Source organism: Actinoallomurus sp. CA-142502 (assembly GCF_050936355.1).
Classification (GTDB): Bacteria; Actinomycetota; Actinomycetes; order Streptosporangiales; family Streptosporangiaceae; genus Actinoallomurus; species Actinoallomurus iriomotensis.
The window spans coordinates 3674179-3690079 of the sequence record NZ_JBNJMY010000001.1 but is presented as its reverse complement, the minus strand read 5'-3'; the positions used below and the strand labels follow the sequence as shown (position 1 = coordinate 3690079).

Genomic DNA, 15901 nt, shown 5'->3' with positions numbered 1-15901 from the left:
ACACCGTAGAACTCGGCCCGTTCACGGCGTGGATCCGTTTCGGCGGCGCAGTTCGTCGCCGAGGGCGCCGATGCAGTTCGCCAGCTCCTTCGTGGACATCGCGGCGGGCGGCTTGCCGCAGCCGGACACGGTCGGTGCGGTCTTCCCGCCCGGGTTCGGCGTGCTGGAGACGTTCACCGTGCGCGGGCTGGTGCGTCCGGTGATGGACAGGTCGACGTAGAACTCCGTGAGCCCCCGCCGGACCCCGTACACGCGCCACATGTCGCCGCCCAGCGGGGTGAACTCCTCCAGGCGGCCGCCGGTGTTGAGGAACGTCGGGTCGATGCCGCGCACGGCGTCGGTGGCCTTGTTCGTCAGGGCGTTGAGGTTGGCGACGTTGGGATCGCCGTCGGGCAGGACGTACAGGTCCATGGCGTTGAGGCGGCCGTCGGCCGCGGCGTCGGCCGGGGAGACGGCGTAGGCGATGAAGGCCTGGCTCTTGCTGGCGTTCGGCGTCAGCGGGGTGACGTAGTACAGGTGGTCGCCGGGGCCGCGGAGCAGGTACTCGGAGGTGTTGCCGCCCTGGACGTCGTCGACCGTGGGCTTGAACCCGAAGGACGCCCGTGACCGCCACTTGCGGCCGGCGGCCCACTCGGTGGCCTGGCGCTGCAGCACGGTCAGGCTCTCGGGGTACGCCGGGCCGGGCAGGTCGCCCGCCCGCACCGTACGGCGGTAGGCGGCGTGGACGCCGTGGTCGCCGGTGAGGACCAGCACGCCGGCGGCGGTCATGACGCTGCGGTTCTTGAACCCGATCTGCCGTTTGACCGGGATGACGATGACGGGCTTGCCGCCCTGGCAGTAGCCCCAGACGTCATTGTCGTCCCACAGCAGGTCGGGGTACTTCTCACCGAGCCAGTTGGGCAGGCTGTTGCCGCGCGCCCCGTGGAAGGCGCGGTCGAAGTCTCCCGGCGCGAAGCGGCACGCGACCTTGACGGTGTTGGAGGCCCCGTCCCAGGACGCGATGCCGTACGTCGGGGTGGCCTTGCCGGAGCCGTCGAGGACCGCGGTCCAGATGCCCGGACCGCTGTCGCCGCCGGGTTTCGGGGGCGCCCCGTACAGGTAGGTGAGGGTGTCCTCCCAGAAGTCGACCTTCGGGGCGGGCGAGGCGGCGTGGGCCATCATCTGCTGGGCCGAGGCGTAGGAGGAGGTGCGGCCCTCCCAGTCGGCGATGCCGGTCAGCTTGTCGACCTGGACGCAGCCCCGTACGTCGGCGGCACCGCGGTAGGAGCATCCGCGCTCTCCCTCCTTGGCGCCGCGCATGAGGTACCCGAGGGAGGCGGGAGGGTTCGCGCCGTCGGTGATGTGCCAGGTCGTGGCCCGGTTGTAGTAGCGGCCCTCGTCCTTGTCGTTGTCCCAGACCACCCGCAGGAACGGTACGGCCAGGACGCCGAGCGCGGCGATGACGGCCACGGTGGCGATGGCACCGGAGGAGCGGGCCCCGTTGTCGTCGGCGACCACGATGACGGCGGTGCCGATCAGGCCGACGGCGACCCAGAACCAGAACAGGCCGGTGGCGTGGCTCAGCGTGCCGCCGGGCAGCCACATGCGCTGCACGACGGTGAGCCGCCACCACTGCGACCACGTCCCCATGCCGGAGAGCCCGTACCGCAGGAGGATCCAGAACAGGAACGCGCCCACGGGCATCCAGGCCCACCAGAGCAGGAGCCCGGAGAAGCGCGCCTTGAAAAGGTTCATGTGGCCGCCTTGGGGTCGAGGGGTACGGTCCTGATCTACCACCAATGGCTCGGGAGGGCTCCCGGCGCGGGGGCCTCGTTCTTTGACCGTGCCCCGGCCTCCGGGGTTCCGGCGGACACCGTTTCCGCTGTGAAATTCCTGTTACATCGTCGGCCGGGCCATTCACCTGGTACGACGTCCGGGGTTAGCGTCCCTGTGTGCTCATCACCCCGCACGAGCAGGAACGCCTGCTCATCCACGTGGCGGCCGGTCTCGCCCGCGACCGCCGCGGCCGAGGGCTGCGGCTCAACCATCCCGAGGCGACGGCGATCATCGCCGCGTACGTCCTGGAGGGCGCGCGCGACGGCCGCGGGGTCGCCGACCTCATGGAGGCCGGCCGCACCGTGCTCACGCGCGAGGACGTGATGGACGGCGTCCCGGAGATGCTGGAGTCGGTGCAGGTCGAGGCGACGTTCCCCGACGGCACCAAGCTCGTCACCGTCCACCGGCCCATCCCATGAGCGAGCGGAGCGAGCGAATCGACAAGCACAGCCCGCTGGTGATCGCTCCTCCGACGAAGGAGGACTCATGAGCGTTCCGGGAGAGGTGGTGCCGGGTGAGGGGACGGTCGCGCTGAACCCCGGCCGTCCGCGTACGACGCTGACGGTGGTCAACACCGGCGACCGGCCCGTGCAGGTCGGGTCGCACTACCACTTCGCCCAGGCCAACGACGCGCTCGCGTTCGACCGGGAGGCCGCTCGCGGGCTCCGGCTCGACGTGCCCGCCGGCACCGCGGTGCGGTTCGAGCCGGGCATCGCCCGGGAGGTCTCCCTGGTCCCGCTCGCCGGCCGCCGGCTCGTACCCGGGCTGCGCCATGACTGAGATCTCGCGCGAGCGCTACGCCCAGTTGTACGGGCCGACCACGGGCGACCGCGTGCGGCTGGCCGACACCGACCTGTTCATCGAGGTCACCGAGGACCTGAGCCGGGGCGAGGGCGCGGGCGACGAGGCGGTGTTCGGCGGCGGCAAGGTCATCCGCGAGTCGATGGGCCAGGGTGTCGCCACGCGGGCCCAGGGCGCGCCCGACCTGGTGATCACGGGCGTCGTGGTGCTGGACCACTGGGGCGTCGTCAAGGCCGACGTGGGGGTGCGCGACGGCCGGATCGTCGCGCTCGGCAAGGCCGGCAACCCGGACACGATGGACGGGGTGCACCCGGACCTGGTGATCGGGCCGTCCACCGAGATCCTGGCCGGCAACGGCCGGATCCTCACCGCCGGGGCGGTCGACTCCCACGTTCACCTGATCTGCCCGCAGCTCGTCGCGGAGGCGCTCGGCGCCGGGGTGACGACGCTCGTGGGCGGCGGCACCGGCCCGGCGGAGGGCACGAAGGCGACGACCGTCACGCCCGGTTCGTGGCACCTGGCCCGGATGCTGGAGGCGATGGACCCCTACCCGGTCAACGTCGCGCTGCTCGGCAAGGGCAACACCGTGTCGGAGGAGGCCATGTGGGAGGCGCTGCGCGGCGGCGCGTCCGGCTTCAAGCTGCACGAGGACTGGGGGTCGACCCCGGCCGCGATCGACGCGTGCCTGCGCGTCGCCGACGCCTCCGGCGTGCAGGTGGCGCTGCACTCCGACACCCTCAACGAGGCCGGGTACGTCGAGTCGACGCTGAACGCGATCGGCGGCCGGTCGATCCACGCGTACCACACCGAGGGCGCGGGCGGCGGGCACGCTCCGGACATCATCACGGTCGCCGCGCACCCGAACGTCCTGCCGTCCTCGACCAATCCGACCCGGCCGCACACGGTGAACACGCTCGACGAGCACCTCGACATGCTCATGGTGTGCCACCACCTCAACCCGTCGGTGCCGGAGGACCTGGCGTTCGCCGAGTCGCGGATCCGCCCGACGACCATGGCTGCCGAGGACGTCCTGCACGACCTGGGCGCGATCTCGATGATCGGCTCGGACTCCCAGGCGATGGGCCGCATCGGCGAGACCGTGATCCGCACCTGGCAGACCGCGCACGTCATGAAGGGGCACCGCGGCGGGCTCGACGACAACCTGCGCGCCCGGCGCTACGTCGCCAAGTACACGATCTGCCCGGCGATCGCGCACGGCCTGGACGCGGAGGTCGGCTCGGTGGAGGTGGGCAAGCTCGCCGACCTGGTGCTGTGGGAGCCGGCGTTCTTCGGCGTACGACCGCACGTGGTGCTCAAGGGCGGCATGATCGCCTGGGGTCAGATGGGCGACGCGAACGCCTCGATCCCGACGCCGCAGCCGGTGTTCCCCCGGCCGATGTGGGGCGCCACGGCGGCGCCCGCCACCTCGGTGCACTTCGTCGCGCCCGCGGCCCTGGACGACGGCCTGGCCGACCGGCTGGCCGTACGGCGGCGGCTCGTCGCGGTCGGCGACACCCGGCGGCTGGGCAAGGCGGACATGCCGCTCAACGACGCGCTGCCCGAGATCAAGGTCGACCCGGACACGTTCACCGTGACCGTCGACGGCGACGAGGTCGAGCCGGCGCCCGCGGCCGAGCTGCCGATGGCCCAGCGGTACTTCCTGTTCTGATGGACGCCGCGCTGCTCCTCCTCGCCGACTCGCGGCTCCCCGCGGGCGGGCACGCGCACTCCGGCGGGCTGGAGCCGGCCGTCACCGCCGGGGTCGTACGGGACCTGCCCACGCTGGCGGACTTCCTGCGCGGCCGGCTGGCCACCGCGGGCCTGGTCGCGGCCGGGCTGGCCGCGGCGGCGTGCGCGGGCGGCCGGCCGGGGCTGGACGCCGAGGCGGACGCGCGCACGCCCTCCCCGCGCAGCGGCACGCGTCGCTCGCGCAGGGGCGGGCGCTGCTGCGGGCCGCGCGCGCCGCCTGGCCGCACCCGGCGCTGGAGGAACTCGGGCCGTCGCACCATCCGGTCGTGCTCGGCACCGTCGTCCGTGTCGCGGGCGGCACGCCCGCGCAGGCCGCGGCGATCGCGGCGTACGGCGCGGTGACCGGGCCCGCCTCGGCGGCCGTGCGCCTGCTCGGCCTCGACCCGCTCGGCGTCCAGCGGGTGCTCGCGGACCTGGCCGGGCGGATCGACGCGACCGCCGCCGAGGCCGCCGAGAGCGTACGGGCGGGCGTCCTGCCCGCGGCGTCCGCGCCCGCCCTCGACCTGTTCGCCGAGCTGCACCGGCAGGCCGACCTGCGCCTGTTCGAATCCTGAAATCGGGGGGATCTTGTCATGGGACTCGACCACAGCCACGACACCGTTGCGGCGGAGCCGCACCGAGAGCTCCGTGAGGCGAAGCCGCACCGGGCGCTCCGGCTCGGCATCGGCGGGCCGGTCGGCAGCGGCAAGACCGCGCTGACCGCCGCGCTGTGCCGCCTGCTCCGCGACGAGCTCGACCTGGCCGTGGTCACCAACGACATCTACACGACCGAGGACGCCGACTTCCTGCGGCGCAACGCCGTGCTGGACGACGACCGGATCGAGGCGGTCCGCACCGGCTGCTGCCCGCACACGGCGATCCGCGACGACATCTCGGCCAACCTCGACGCGGTGGAGCTGCTGGAGGAACGCCACGGACCGCTCGACCTGGTCATCGTCGAGAGCGGCGGCGACAACCTGACCGCGACGTTCAGCCGCGGGCTGGCCGACCGGCAGATCTTCGTGCTGGACGTGTCCGGCGGCGACAAGGTGCCGCGCAAGGGCGGCCCCGGCGTGACAACGGCCGACCTGTTGGTGGTGAACAAGATCGATCTCGCCCCGCTGGTCGGCGCCGACCTCGACGTGATGGCCCGCGACGCCGAGCGTGTACGCGGCGGTCTGCCGATCGCGTTCACGTCGCTGCGCGAGTCGCCGGACGTGCCGGAGGTGGCCGACTGGGTGCGGAGCGCCGTACGGGAGCGGACCCCGGCGTGAACTTCGCGTCGCGCGCGGCGGTGGCCGCGGTGCGGGCACCGGACGGCCGGACGCGGGTGACCCGGCTCCGCTCGGACGGTCCGCTCGCGCTGCGCGAGTCGGGCGGCGCGGTGTACCTCGTGGGCGCGGGCGCGGGCCCGCTCGGCGGCGACGACCTGGAGCTGACCGTCGACGTCGGCCCGGACGCGTGCCTCGCGGTGCGCTCGGCCGCCGCGTCGCTGGTGCTGCCGGGCCGCCGGCCGGGCCCCTCCCGGCTGGCCGTACGGGCCCGCGTCGCGGCGGGCGCGCGGCTGGTCTTCGAGCCGGAGCCGGCCATCGCCGCCGCGGGCTGCGACCACCGGGCCCTCGCGGAGGTGACCCTGGAGCGCGGCGCGACGCTGACCTGGCGCGAGGAGATCGTCCTCGGCCGCCACGGCGAACGCCCGGGCCGCTACGTGAGCCGCTTCGACGTGACGTACGACGGCCTGCCGCTGCTGCACCACGAGTTGCGGGTGGACGAGAACGCGACCAGCGCCGCCGTCCTCGGCGCCGCGAAGGCGGCGGGCACGGTCCTGCTCGCGGGAGAGGACCTGGCGCGGGAGCCGTACGCCGCCGGGGGCCTGGGGGTACTGCCGCTGGCGGGCCCGGCGGTGCTGGTCACGGCACTCGCCGAGGACACCGTACGCCTCCGCGACCGGCTGACCCGCGGAACCGCCGAGGCGCGACTCGCCGCCGGGATCGAGGACCTGCCTCAAAGCCCTCCTACGACCCGTGCGGCCGTGTCGCGGGATGCAGGTGCCGTCGCAGGAACCCCGCCTGATGGCGGAGCAGGTCCGCGGTGACCGGCGAGCCGATCGCCTCGTGGCCGGCGCCGGGCAGGAGCAGCACCTCGTGCGGGCGACCCGCGGCCAGCAACGCGCCGGACAGGCGCAACGTGTTCGCCACGTGCACCTTCTCGTCCGCGAGGCCGTGCATGAGCAGCAGCGGGCGGGTCAGGCGGGGCGCCTCGGCCACCAGCGAGCACGCCTCGTACCGCTCGGGGAACGCCTCCGGATGACCGAGGAACCGCTCACGCCACTGGGCGTGGTAGAGCCGCTGGTCGGTGACGCCGGCCCCCGCCACCGCGGCGTGGAAGACGTCTGGACGGCGCAGGACGGCCAGCGCGGCGAGCGAGCCGCCGAAGGACCAGCCGCGGATGCCGACCCGGCCGGGGTCGAGGTCCGGCCGGAGCCGCACGGCCTCCCGTACCGCGGTCACCTGGTCCTCCAGCGCGGGCCCGAACAGGTCGCCGTGGACCTCGCGTTCCCAGGCGGGTCCGCGCCCCGGTGTTCCCCTCCCGTCCACGACCAGCACGGCGAAGCCCTGCTCGGCGAACCACTGCGAGACCAGGCACCGCCAGTCGAGCTCGGCGGTGACCCGCTGCCGGCCCGCGCCCGCGTACGGGTCGAGCAGGACCGGCAGCCGCCCGTCGCCGGGCCGGTGCCAGGAGGGCAGGTACAGCGCGGCCCGCAGCTCACGCGGCCCGAGCACGAGCCGCGTCGCGTGGACGTCCAGCGGCGGCCGTTCCGCCTTCGACGGAATCGGGACGGCCCGCCCCGCCCGCCGCACCTCGACCCGCCCGCCCGGCCGGTCTCCCGCCCGCGTGACGTGCACGAGCGTCCCGTCCCGTAACGTGCCCGCGTGCACGCCCGGCTCCGTGCTCAGCGGCCGGACGCCCGCTCCGGGGCGATGGAGCCACAGGTGGGTCTCGGCCGGTTCGTCGGAGGCGGCGAACAGGACGTCGTCGCCGTCCACGCCGAGCACGGCCCGCAGCTGGAGCCCCGGTGGCGTGACGGCGACTCCCCCGACGGTCAGGTGCCGGGTGCCCCGCAGGTCGGCGTGGGCGACGATCGCGCCGGACCCGGTGCGTACCGGCAGGCCGGGAACGAGCTGCACCCAGCACGCGTCGCGCTGTTCGGCGAGGAGCGTCGTCCGGCCACCGGCCGGGTCGATCCCGAAGAACCGGACGGTGCGCTGGTCGCGCGACTGCACGACGGCGTACGGGCCGTGGTCGTCCCATCCGCAGCCCGGCACGTACTCGAAGGCCCGCCGGTCCCATCGCGCCTCGGTCCGCGAGCCGTCGAGGCCGGCGATCCACAGAGTGACCTCGGGACCGGGCATGCCGGCCGCCGCGTAGCGCACGGCGCGCGGCGCGGCGGCCGGGTCGTCGGCCCGTCCGGCGACGTGCCACACCGCGACGCCCGCCGAGTCGACCCGCGTGACCAGCAACCGTTCGCCGTCCGGGTCCCACCAGAAACCGCGCGAGGCGTCCGGTGACCCGATCCCGAAGGTCACCTCCGGCCCGTCCGGCGCCGCGACCAGCCGGTCGCCGGTCCCGTCCGCCTCGATCACCCGCAGCGCGTCGCCGGAGACGTACGCGATCCGGCGGCCGGTGGGGTCGGGCCACGGGTCGGCGGCGTGGTCGCGGGCGGGCAGGCGCCGTGCGGGCCCGCCGGCGACGTTCACCGTCCACAGCCCGCCCGCCAGCGTGAACGCGACGAGCCCTCCGCTCGCGTCGGTCGCGTAGTCATCGATCCCGCGTGCCAGACCGCCCGGCTCGGCCAGCAGCCGTTCCGTCCCCGAGTCCAGGTCCAGCGCCCACAGGCAGGTCGCCGGGTCGTCGCCCGCGCGGCCGCGCAGGAAGACCACCGTCCCGCCGCCGGCGCAGACCGTGAGCCGTTCCGGGACGCCCAGCGTGAACCGCCGCGTACGGAAGATCAGGTCGGGCAGGGAGGGCTGGGTCATCGGCGCAACCCTGCCACAGCGCCCGGCGATCCGCCAGTTCCAACTGCACAGCTCCAACTGGACAGTCCAAGCTGAAGGATCTACCGTGTGGGTCATGGATGAGATCACCGCGGATGTCACCGAGTCGGCCGTCCGCGCCGCGCACGAGGTCCGGACGGTGTTCAGCCGCCTGCGCCGGAGGCTGAAGGAGTCCTATGACAACGAAGGGCTCACGCCGTCGCAGACGTCGGCGCTCAGCAGGCTGAGCAAGGAGGGTCCCGCGTCGGCGAGCGACCTGGCCGCGGCCGAACGGGTCCGCCCGCAGTCGATGGCCGCGACGCTCGCGGTCCTGGAGGAGCGCGGCCTGATCCAGCGCCGCCCCGACCCCGGCGACGGGCGTCGCCAGCTCGTCTCGCCGACCGACGGCGGACGCGCGTTCCTGGAGGACAAGCGGCGCGCGGGCGAGGAATGGCTGGCCCGCGCCCTGCAGGACGCCTGCACCGAGCGGGAGCGCGCGACCATCCTCGAGGCGATGGCGCTCCTCGACCGGCTCGTGCGCTGATGAGCACGAGAGTCACCCGACGCCCGTACACCCGCTCCCCGGAGACGTTCGACCGGCGGCTCCTCGCCCCGATGATCCTCGGATCGATCCTCAACCCGGTCAACTCCTCGATCATCGCGGTCGCGCTGGTGCCGATCGGCGCCGCACTCGGGGCACCGCCGTCACAGACGGCGTGGCTGGTCTCCGCGCTCTACCTGGCCACGTCGATCGGCCAGCCCGTGGTGGGCCGGTTGATCGACCTGTACGGCCCGCGCCTGCTGTTCCTCGTCGGCACCTCCCTCACGGGGATCGCCGGGCTCGTCGGCCTCCTCGCACCCGATCTGGGCGTGCTGGTCGTCGCGCGGGTTCTGCTCGGGTTCGGCACGTGCGCCGGCTTTCCGGCCGCGATGTCGCTCATCCGCAGCGAGGCGGAGCGGACCGGCCGGGAGAGCCCGGCCGGCGTCCTGACCGCCCTCGCGGTGTCCAGCCAGACCATCGCCGTCATCGGCCCCTCCCTGGGCGGCCTGCTGATCGGCCTGGGCGGATGGCGCACCACCTTCGCCGTCAACATCCCGCTGGCCGCGGCCGGCCTCGCCCTGGGCCTGCTGCGCCTGCCCAGGACGCCACGGCCGGAACGCGGACCGGACGACCGGTCGGGCCTGGACTTCCCGGGCATGGCGCTGTTCGCCGCGATGCTCATCTCGCTGCTGTTCTTCCTGATGAACCCGGGGCTCACCTACTGGTACCTGCCGGTGGTGACCGTCCTGGCGGCGGCCGCCTTCGCGTTCGTCGAGCTGCGGCGGGAGGAGCCGTTCATCGACCTGCGCGTCCTCGGCGGCAACCTGCCCCTGCTGGCCACGTACGCCCGCACCCTGCTGGCCTACGTCGTCTCCTACTCCTTCCTGTACGGCTACACGCAGTGGCTGGAGCAGGGACGCGGCCTGTCGTCGTCCCAGGCCGGGCTCATGCAGCTGCCGCTGTTCCTGACCGGGATCCTCGTCTCGACCACGACCGGCCGGCGCAAGGAGATCCGCGGCAAGCTCCTCGTCGGCGCCGCCTGCCAGCTCGTCGCCTGCGCGCTGCTGACCGCGTTCGGCTCGCACAGCGCGATCTGGATCCTCGTCGCGGTCGCGCTCGTCTTCGGCGTCCCGCAGGGCCTGAACAGCCTCGCCCTGCAGAACTCCGTCTACCACCAGGCGGAGCCGGCGCGCATGGGCTCCTCGGCCGGACTGCTGCGCACGTTCATGTACCTCGGCGCGATCGTGTCCGCCGCCGCCACCGGCGCCTTCTTCCCCCATCGCGCCGACACGGCCGGCCTGCACCACCTGGCCTGGTTCATGCTCGCCGTCTCGGTCTTGTTCCTGGCCATCACCGTGGCCGACCGCTCGCTGCGCCGGATCGGCCGTACGGCGCGGCCCGACTGACCCGCCCCGCTGTCACGCGAGGCGTCGATGAGAACACCCACTGGAAAGGCATCCATGAGCGACACAGCCCTGCTCGTGATGGACGTGCAGCAAGGCATCATGAACCGCGTCACGGACCCGGACTACGCGACCCGCGTGGCCCGCGCGGTCGCCACCGCCCGCGACGCGGGCGTCCCCGTCCTGCACGTGGTCATCGGCTTCCGCCCCGGCTCCCCGAAGGCGAACGAACGCAACAAGGCCTTCGGCGCCCTCCCGCCGGACGTCTTCACCGACGACGACCCGGGCAGCGCCATCCACGAGGCCGTCGCCCCCCGGCCGGACGAACCGGTGATCACCAAGAAACGCGTCAGCGCGTTCGCGGGCAGCGACCTGGAACTGGTCCTGCGCACCCACGGGATCGAGCATCTCGTCCTGACCGGCGTCGCCACCAGCGGCGTGGTCCTGTCCACCCTGCGCCAGGCCGCGGACCTGGACTACCGCCTCACCGTCCTGACCGACGCCTGCCACGACCCGGACCCGGAGGTCCACCGCGTCCTGACGGAGAAGGTCTTCCCCCGCCAGGCCGACGTCGTCACCATCGAAGAGTGGGCCAAGACCCTGACCTGACCGCTCCTTCCGCCGGGGAGACGGATCCGGCTTTCAGGTAGCCGTCTCCCCCGAGAGACCGCCCGGAGCCCTCGCCTTGGAGCCGCTCAGCGGCGGGGCGCCGACCGGATCAGGCAGCGGGCGGCGTCGCGCGCGTCGGCTCCGGGCGTGGTGTCGCCGGAGTCGATCGCCGCGACCGTGACGGCGCCCTCGATGAGCAGGAGGAGCTGCCGGGCCAGCCGTCCGGGTTCGGCCGGCGGCGGGTCGAGCTCGGCGAGGCGTTCGGCGAGCAGTTCCCGGTAGCGGTCGAGGTGCGCGCGGCCGAGGGCGGTCACCTCGGGGTCCCGGGCGCGGGTGTCGGTGACGGTGTTCACGACCACGCAGCCGTGGTAGTCGGCCTGGCCGAACCAGGTGGCGAGGAGGTCGAACACGGCCAGCACGCGCTCCTCGCCCGCGGGGGCGTCGGCGGTCTCCCGGCGCAGCCAGGCGTGCACCCGCTCGGAGCGTTCGACGAGCATCGCCGCGACGAGCCGCTGCTTGGACCCGAAGTTGCGGTAGAGGCTCAGCTTGGACGCTCCGGCCTCGGCCGCGATGTCGTTGACGCCGACGGCGTGCACACCGTGCGCGTAGAACAGCCGGGTCGCGGCGTCGAGAATGCGCGCCCGCGTCGCGGCCGGATCGAGCGGCTCACCCTTGGCGACCGGCATGACCACTTCCCGTCTCTTGTCGGACCGGTAGATGATACCGCCCGGTCCCATAGATGGTCCCAATCGGTATCATCTCTCCCATGGAGATCAACGAAGTACCGACGCGACAGGAGCCCGCCGCCGGCACGACCGGCCCGCCCGTACGGCGGCTGTGGTCGGCGGTGCTGTGCGGTTACCTGGCGTTCGGCGCGACGTTGCAGGCGTTGCCGGGCTACGTCATCGAGCGGTTCACCGGCGGCACCGTCGCCGCGGGCTGGGCGGTCGGCATCGCCTTCGCGGCGACCGCGCTCGGCCGGCCCTGGGCCGGGCGGGCCGGAGACGCCGGCCGTTCCCGTCCGGTGGTGCTGGCCGGTGGGCTCCTGATCGCCCTCGGTGCGCTCGGGCACCTCCTCGCCCCGGACCTGGCCGTACTGCTGCTCGCACGGGTCGTCATGGGGGCCGGCGAGGCGGCCGTGTTCTCGGCGGCGTTGCCGTGGGTCCTCACCGGAACGCCGCCGGAGCGGCGCGGCCGGGTGGCGGGCTGGTTCGGGCTCTCCATGTGGGGCGGGCTCGCCGCGGGGCCGCTGGTCGCGATCGCGGCCGGTTCCGGCGGGCCGCGCGCGGTGTGGTGGACCGTGCTTGGCCTCGGCCTGGCCTGCGCGCTGCTGGTCGTCACCACCGGGCCCCAGCCCGTGCACGAGGACCGGCCCGCGTTCCGGCCCCGCGGCGTCCGCGACCTGGTGCCCGCCGGAGCGGTGCTGCCCGGCCTCGGGCTCGGGCTCAGCGCGTACGGCTACGGCACCGTCACCACGCTGCTCGTGCTGTACCTGACCTCGGGCGGGCACGGCGGGCAGAACGCCGCACTCGCCGTCTTCGCCGGGGCGTTCCTGGTCACCCGCTGGCTCGGCAGCCCCCGGGTGGACCGCCACGGCGGGACGCGAGTCGCGCTCGTCGTCCTGACGATCGAGAGCGCCGGCCTTCTCCTGGTCGCGCGGTCGCCGGATCCGGTGACCGCGCTGCCGGGAGCGGCCCTCGTCGGCGTCGGGCTGAGCCTGATGTTCCCCGCCACCGTCGCGATGACCCTGGCCCGCTCCGGGCCGGTGCGCCCGGGCGTCTCGGTCGGGCTGACGACCAGCTTCTGGGACCTCGGCATTCTCGTGGCCGGACCCACCGCCGGCCTGATCAGCGCCCACGTCGGCGACCGGGCCGCGTTCCTCACCGCCGCGGCGGCCGCCGCCCTCGCGCTCGTCGTCACCTTCGCCCTCCGACGCGAGGCGGCCCCGCGGAAAATCGGGTGCGGCGCGTGCGCGTCCGGCCTACGGTCCGGCACATGAGCGAGACCGGCCGTCCCTGGCGTGCGCGCGTCCCGGAGGTCGTACGGAACAAGGCGCTGGCGTCCGGTGCCACACGGTGGCTCGAGGAGCTTCCCTCGCTGGTCGCGGACCTGTCACGGGAGTGGGACATCGGCGTGGGCGCGCCTTATCCGGACGCGACCGAGGCGCTCGTGTCCGAGGCCACGCTGGCCGACGGCACACCCGCCGTGCTGAAGCTGTGCGTTCCGCGCGTCGTCGAGGCCGCCCGGAACGAGATCACCGTGCTGCGCCTGACCGGCGGAGAGGGCTGCGTACGCCTGCTGCGCGCCGATCCCGACCGGGGCGCGCTGCTGCTCGAACGCCTCGGCCGCCCGCTGTCCCGGCTCTCCCTCCCGCTCCGCCGGCGGCAGGAGATCCTGTGCGCGGCCGCCGTACGGATCTGGCGCCCGGCGCCCGGCTGCGGCCTGCCGACCGGCGCGGACAAGGGCCGGTGGCTGGCCGACTACGTCGAGCGGACGTGGGAGGAACTCGACCGCCCGTGCGCCGCACGCACCGTCGCCCACGCGCTCGCCTGCGCACGCCGCCGTACCGAGGCCCACGACGACGAACGCGCCGTGCTCGTCCACGGCGACGTGCACCAGTGGAACGCCCTGGAGACGGACGGGGGCTTCAAACTGGTCGACCCCGACGGCCTCCTGGCCGAGCCGGAGTACGACCTGGGCATCCTGATGCGCGAGGACCCGGTCGAACTCCTGACCGGCGACCCTCGCGAACGCGCCCGGTGGCTGGCCCACCGTCACGACCTCGACGCGGAGGCCATCTGGGAGTGGGGCGCCATCGAACGCGTGGCGACGGGCCTCCTCTGCACGAAGATCGATTTTCAGCCACTGGGCCGCCAGATGCTGACCACCGCCGACCGCCTCACCGAGTGACGTTCACCGGAGGAACGCTCCCAGCTCGCGGTTGAGCTGCTCGGGCCGCTCGGTCGGCGTGGAGTGGTGTGACACGCCGGACAGGACCGCGCCGACGACGTGGGGCATGAGCTCCCGTGCGTTCGCCGACACCTTGTGGACGTCGTGCGTCCGGCTCTTCTCGGCCAGCAGCAGCAGCGTCGGGACGGTCGAGGCGCGCAGCCGGTCCGGGGCCGGCCGGCGCGGCATGACGATCTTCGCGCCCGGGAACCCAGAGCCGAGGGACGTCAGCCTCAGCCAGGCCGGATCGACGCGCATGCCGGCGGTCTCCCACGTGATGAGGGCGCGCACCCGTTCGGGGCTCGGCCGGACGAAGATCGGCACGGCGTGCAGCCGGTAGCTCATCGTCAGGCCGGCGAAGCAGTCGGTCGGTTCGAGCAGCGCGAGCCTGCGTACCCGCCGCGGCGCGTGCAGGGCGTAATTGAGCGCGAGCCAGCCGCCGTACGAGTGGCCGCAGAGGGACACGCCGTCGAGGTCCAACGCGTCGAACAGTTCGTCGAGCCAGTCCATGAACCCGGCCAGGTCGCCGACCGGGCGGCCGTCGTTCACGCTACGGCCGGCGTCCCCGATGGTGTCCACCGCGTACACGCGATGGGTGCGGCTCAGCTCGCCCACACTGGCGAACCACACGCTGGACGTGGCGCCGCCGCCGTGCAGCAGGACCAGGGGCCGGCCGTCGCGCGGTCCGCAGACACGGACGTGGGTCGTGCCGAACCGCCCCGGCACGTCGACGGGCTCCGAGGTGACCGGCCACTGGGCCAGGACGGCGTCGTACGCGGCGAAGTACTCGGCGCGTCCTCGCCACGATGTTCCTTCACCGGCCATTCGGTCGCCTCCGCTCGTCCGGTCGAACGTACTCCGAGCGCAGGAAGCCGAGAAGGTGGTCGTTGACCTCGCGGGGGCGTTCCTGCTGGGTCCAGTGGCCGCAGCCCGGCATGATGACGACGTCGCGCAGGCCCGGCACGTTGGCGCGCATCTCGTTGAGGGAGCCGAAGACATAGGCGGAGTCGAGTTCGCCGGTGATGTACAGCGTGGGCTGGGCGACCTTCAGCGTGCCGACCTGCGGCAGGTCCGACCAGTCGAAGTCGAAGGCGCGGTAGCGCCGGATCGCCCCGTCGAACCCGGTGCGTCCGAACTCCCGCGCGTACCGGCCGAACTCACGGTCGGTCAGCCAGTCGCACCAGCGCGACGGTACGCCCGGGTCGGGCAGCGGGTCGAGGTAGCCGGCCCCCTCGGGGGTGTCGATCAGCCATCGCCGTACGAGGCCGGGCGGGGCCTGACCCGACAGCGCGAACATCGTCATGCGCAGCGTACGGGCCGCGTCCGCGTCGAGTTCGGTCTCGGCCACGCCGGGCCGCTGGAAGTACAGGACGACGTTGAACTTCCCGGGGTTGTTCTGCCGGATGAACTGAGTGAGGGGCATCGGCAGCCGGGCCGCGTACGGCACACCCAGCGCGACGACCGCGGGAAAGCGTTCGGGGTGGAGCTGGGCGCCGGCCCAGGCGAAGGTGGCGCCCTGGTCGTGGCCGACGACGGCCGCGGCCGCGATGCCGAGCGCGTCGAGCAGGCCGGTCAGGTCCGCGAGGTTCTCGCGGAGGCTGTAGGCGCCGGCCGGGGCATCGGTGTGGCCGTAGCCCCGCAGGTCGGGGGCTACGGCGTGGAAGCCGGCGGCGGCCAGGGCGGGAAGTTGATGGCGCCAGGAGTACCAGAACTCGGGAAAGCCGTGCAGGAGCAGAACGGCCGGTCCGCGGCCCGCCTCGGCGACGTGCATGTCGATGCCGTTCGTCCGGACGATCCGGTGCCGGATCACGTCGCGCCGGGGCGCCGCCGCTGCGACCGGCCCGGTGATACCGGCGGCCATCAGCCCGGTGGTGCCGGAGGTCTTCAGGAAGCTCCGGCGGTCGAGGAACTCGGGCATCGCTCACTCCAGCCGATCGTCGCGTCAACAGGTCCGTTCGCCTGTCGATGTTCGCCCGGTGAAGTCCTCCGGATCGTCTGCCCAGCGCGGTATTCGCCACTAC

16 protein-coding genes are annotated in these 15901 nt (G+C 73.7%); 11 read left to right on the top strand and 5 right to left on the bottom strand.

Annotated features, from left to right (window positions below; all coding sequences use genetic code 11):
• Positions 1-21 precede the first annotated feature (21 nt).
• On the bottom strand, positions 22-1734 hold the full coding sequence (locus ACQEV1_RS17960; protein WP_285617236.1) for a hypothetical protein: 1713 nt from the start codon (positions 1732-1734) through the stop codon (positions 22-24).
• 197 nt (positions 1735-1931) lie between these two features.
• Between ACQEV1_RS17960 and ACQEV1_RS17955 the strand changes: the two genes are divergently transcribed.
• The 6 genes from ACQEV1_RS17955 to ACQEV1_RS17930 all read left to right on the top strand — a co-directional run bounded on the left by ACQEV1_RS17955 (position 1932) and on the right by ACQEV1_RS17930 (position 6439).
• On the top strand, positions 1932-2234 hold the full coding sequence (locus ACQEV1_RS17955) for an urease subunit gamma (RefSeq protein WP_285617237.1): 303 nt from the start codon (positions 1932-1934) through the stop codon (positions 2232-2234).
• 67 nt (positions 2235-2301) lie between these two features.
• Positions 2302-2595, top strand: a complete 294-nt coding sequence (locus ACQEV1_RS17950) for an urease subunit beta (protein WP_285617238.1) — start codon at positions 2302-2304, stop codon at positions 2593-2595.
• Positions 2588-4285, top strand: a complete 1698-nt coding sequence (locus ACQEV1_RS17945) for an urease subunit alpha (protein WP_433394784.1) — start codon at positions 2588-2590, stop codon at positions 4283-4285. Before ACQEV1_RS17950 ends, ACQEV1_RS17945 begins: the two co-directional genes overlap by 8 nt.
• A 181-nt stretch (positions 4286-4466) precedes the next feature.
• Positions 4467-4919, top strand: a complete 453-nt coding sequence (locus ACQEV1_RS17940) for an urease accessory UreF family protein (protein WP_433394783.1) — start codon at positions 4467-4469, stop codon at positions 4917-4919.
• An 18-nt stretch (positions 4920-4937) separates the two neighbouring features.
• A complete protein-coding gene (gene ureG / locus ACQEV1_RS17935; RefSeq protein ID WP_433394782.1) occupies positions 4938-5618 on the top strand; it encodes an urease accessory protein UreG in 681 nt (226 codons plus the stop codon).
• Positions 5615-6439: an urease accessory protein UreD gene (locus ACQEV1_RS17930; protein ID WP_433394781.1), complete on the top strand. Its 825-nt coding sequence runs from the start codon at positions 5615-5617 to the stop codon at positions 6437-6439. Before ureG ends, ACQEV1_RS17930 begins: the two co-directional genes overlap by 4 nt.
• On the opposite strand, the gene ACQEV1_RS17925 is transcribed toward ACQEV1_RS17930, so the two are convergent.
• On the bottom strand, positions 6360-8381 hold the full coding sequence (locus ACQEV1_RS17925; protein ID WP_433394780.1) for a prolyl oligopeptidase family serine peptidase: 2022 nt from the start codon (positions 8379-8381) through the stop codon (positions 6360-6362). The genes ACQEV1_RS17930 and ACQEV1_RS17925 overlap by 80 nt on opposite strands.
• Before the next feature lie 94 nt (positions 8382-8475).
• Between ACQEV1_RS17925 and ACQEV1_RS17920 the strand changes: the two genes are divergently transcribed.
• From ACQEV1_RS17920 to ACQEV1_RS17910, 3 genes are read left to right on the top strand one after another with little or no spacing between them, the layout of a single operon-like run.
• A complete protein-coding gene (locus ACQEV1_RS17920; protein WP_285567089.1) occupies positions 8476-8922 on the top strand; it encodes a MarR family winged helix-turn-helix transcriptional regulator in 447 nt (148 codons plus the stop codon).
• Positions 8922-10325, top strand: coding sequence for an MFS transporter (locus ACQEV1_RS17915; RefSeq protein ID WP_433394779.1), 1404 nt, complete (start codon positions 8922-8924; stop codon positions 10323-10325). Before ACQEV1_RS17920 ends, ACQEV1_RS17915 begins: the two co-directional genes overlap by 1 nt.
• A 54-nt stretch (positions 10326-10379) precedes the next feature.
• Positions 10380-10931, top strand: a complete 552-nt coding sequence (locus tag ACQEV1_RS17910) for a cysteine hydrolase family protein (RefSeq protein ID WP_285617250.1) — start codon at positions 10380-10382, stop codon at positions 10929-10931.
• A gap of 86 nt (positions 10932-11017) precedes the next feature.
• Here the strand turns inward: ACQEV1_RS17910 and ACQEV1_RS17905 are convergent, their stop codons facing one another.
• On the bottom strand, positions 11018-11617 hold the full coding sequence (locus ACQEV1_RS17905; protein ID WP_433394778.1) for a TetR/AcrR family transcriptional regulator: 600 nt from the start codon (positions 11615-11617) through the stop codon (positions 11018-11020).
• An 80-nt stretch (positions 11618-11697) separates the two neighbouring features.
• Here ACQEV1_RS17905 and ACQEV1_RS17900 point away from each other — a divergent pair, with 80 nt between their 5' ends.
• Together ACQEV1_RS17900 and ACQEV1_RS17895 are read left to right on the top strand one after the other, a co-directional pair.
• Positions 11698-12930: an MFS transporter gene (locus ACQEV1_RS17900; protein ID WP_433394777.1), complete on the top strand. Its 1233-nt coding sequence runs from the start codon at positions 11698-11700 to the stop codon at positions 12928-12930.
• On the top strand, positions 12927-13841 hold the full coding sequence (locus ACQEV1_RS17895) for an aminoglycoside phosphotransferase family protein (protein WP_433394776.1): 915 nt from the start codon (positions 12927-12929) through the stop codon (positions 13839-13841). The genes ACQEV1_RS17900 and ACQEV1_RS17895 overlap by 4 nt, the downstream gene beginning before the upstream one ends.
• Positions 13842-13844: 3 nt before the next feature.
• Here the strand turns inward: ACQEV1_RS17895 and ACQEV1_RS17890 are convergent, their stop codons facing one another.
• A complete protein-coding gene (locus ACQEV1_RS17890) occupies positions 13845-14705 on the bottom strand; it encodes an alpha/beta fold hydrolase (RefSeq protein WP_433394775.1) in 861 nt (286 codons plus the stop codon).
• Entirely contained in the window at positions 14695-15798 is a 1104-nt protein-coding gene (locus ACQEV1_RS17885; protein ID WP_433394774.1) for an alpha/beta fold hydrolase, read from the bottom strand. The genes ACQEV1_RS17890 and ACQEV1_RS17885 overlap by 11 nt, the downstream gene beginning before the upstream one ends.
• Positions 15799-15901: the final 103 nt, after the last annotated feature.

Coding starts and splice junctions, on each gene's coding strand:
- ACQEV1_RS17960 (WP_285617236.1), bottom strand. CDS start 1,734: ATGAACCTTTTCAAGGCGCGCTTCTCCGGGCTCCTGCTCTGGTGGGCC.
- ACQEV1_RS17950 (WP_285617238.1), top strand. CDS start 2,302: ATGAGCGTTCCGGGAGAGGTGGTGCCGGGTGAGGGGACGGTCGCGCTG.
- ACQEV1_RS17945 (WP_433394784.1), top strand. CDS start 2,588: ATGACTGAGATCTCGCGCGAGCGCTACGCCCAGTTGTACGGGCCGACC.
- ureG (WP_433394782.1), top strand. CDS start 4,938: ATGGGACTCGACCACAGCCACGACACCGTTGCGGCGGAGCCGCACCGA.
- ACQEV1_RS17925 (WP_433394780.1), bottom strand. CDS start 8,381: ATGACCCAGCCCTCCCTGCCCGACCTGATCTTCCGTACGCGGCGGTTC.
- ACQEV1_RS17920 (WP_285567089.1), top strand. CDS start 8,476: ATGGATGAGATCACCGCGGATGTCACCGAGTCGGCCGTCCGCGCCGCG.
- ACQEV1_RS17915 (WP_433394779.1), top strand. CDS start 8,922: ATGAGCACGAGAGTCACCCGACGCCCGTACACCCGCTCCCCGGAGACG.
- ACQEV1_RS17910 (WP_285617250.1), top strand. CDS start 10,380: ATGAGCGACACAGCCCTGCTCGTGATGGACGTGCAGCAAGGCATCATG.
- ACQEV1_RS17905 (WP_433394778.1), bottom strand. CDS start 11,617: ATGCCGGTCGCCAAGGGTGAGCCGCTCGATCCGGCCGCGACGCGGGCG.
- ACQEV1_RS17900 (WP_433394777.1), top strand. CDS start 11,698: ATGGAGATCAACGAAGTACCGACGCGACAGGAGCCCGCCGCCGGCACG.
- ACQEV1_RS17895 (WP_433394776.1), top strand. CDS start 12,927: ATGAGCGAGACCGGCCGTCCCTGGCGTGCGCGCGTCCCGGAGGTCGTA.
- ACQEV1_RS17890 (WP_433394775.1), bottom strand. CDS start 14,705: ATGGCCGGTGAAGGAACATCGTGGCGAGGACGCGCCGAGTACTTCGCC.
- ACQEV1_RS17885 (WP_433394774.1), bottom strand. CDS start 15,798: ATGCCCGAGTTCCTCGACCGCCGGAGCTTCCTGAAGACCTCCGGCACC.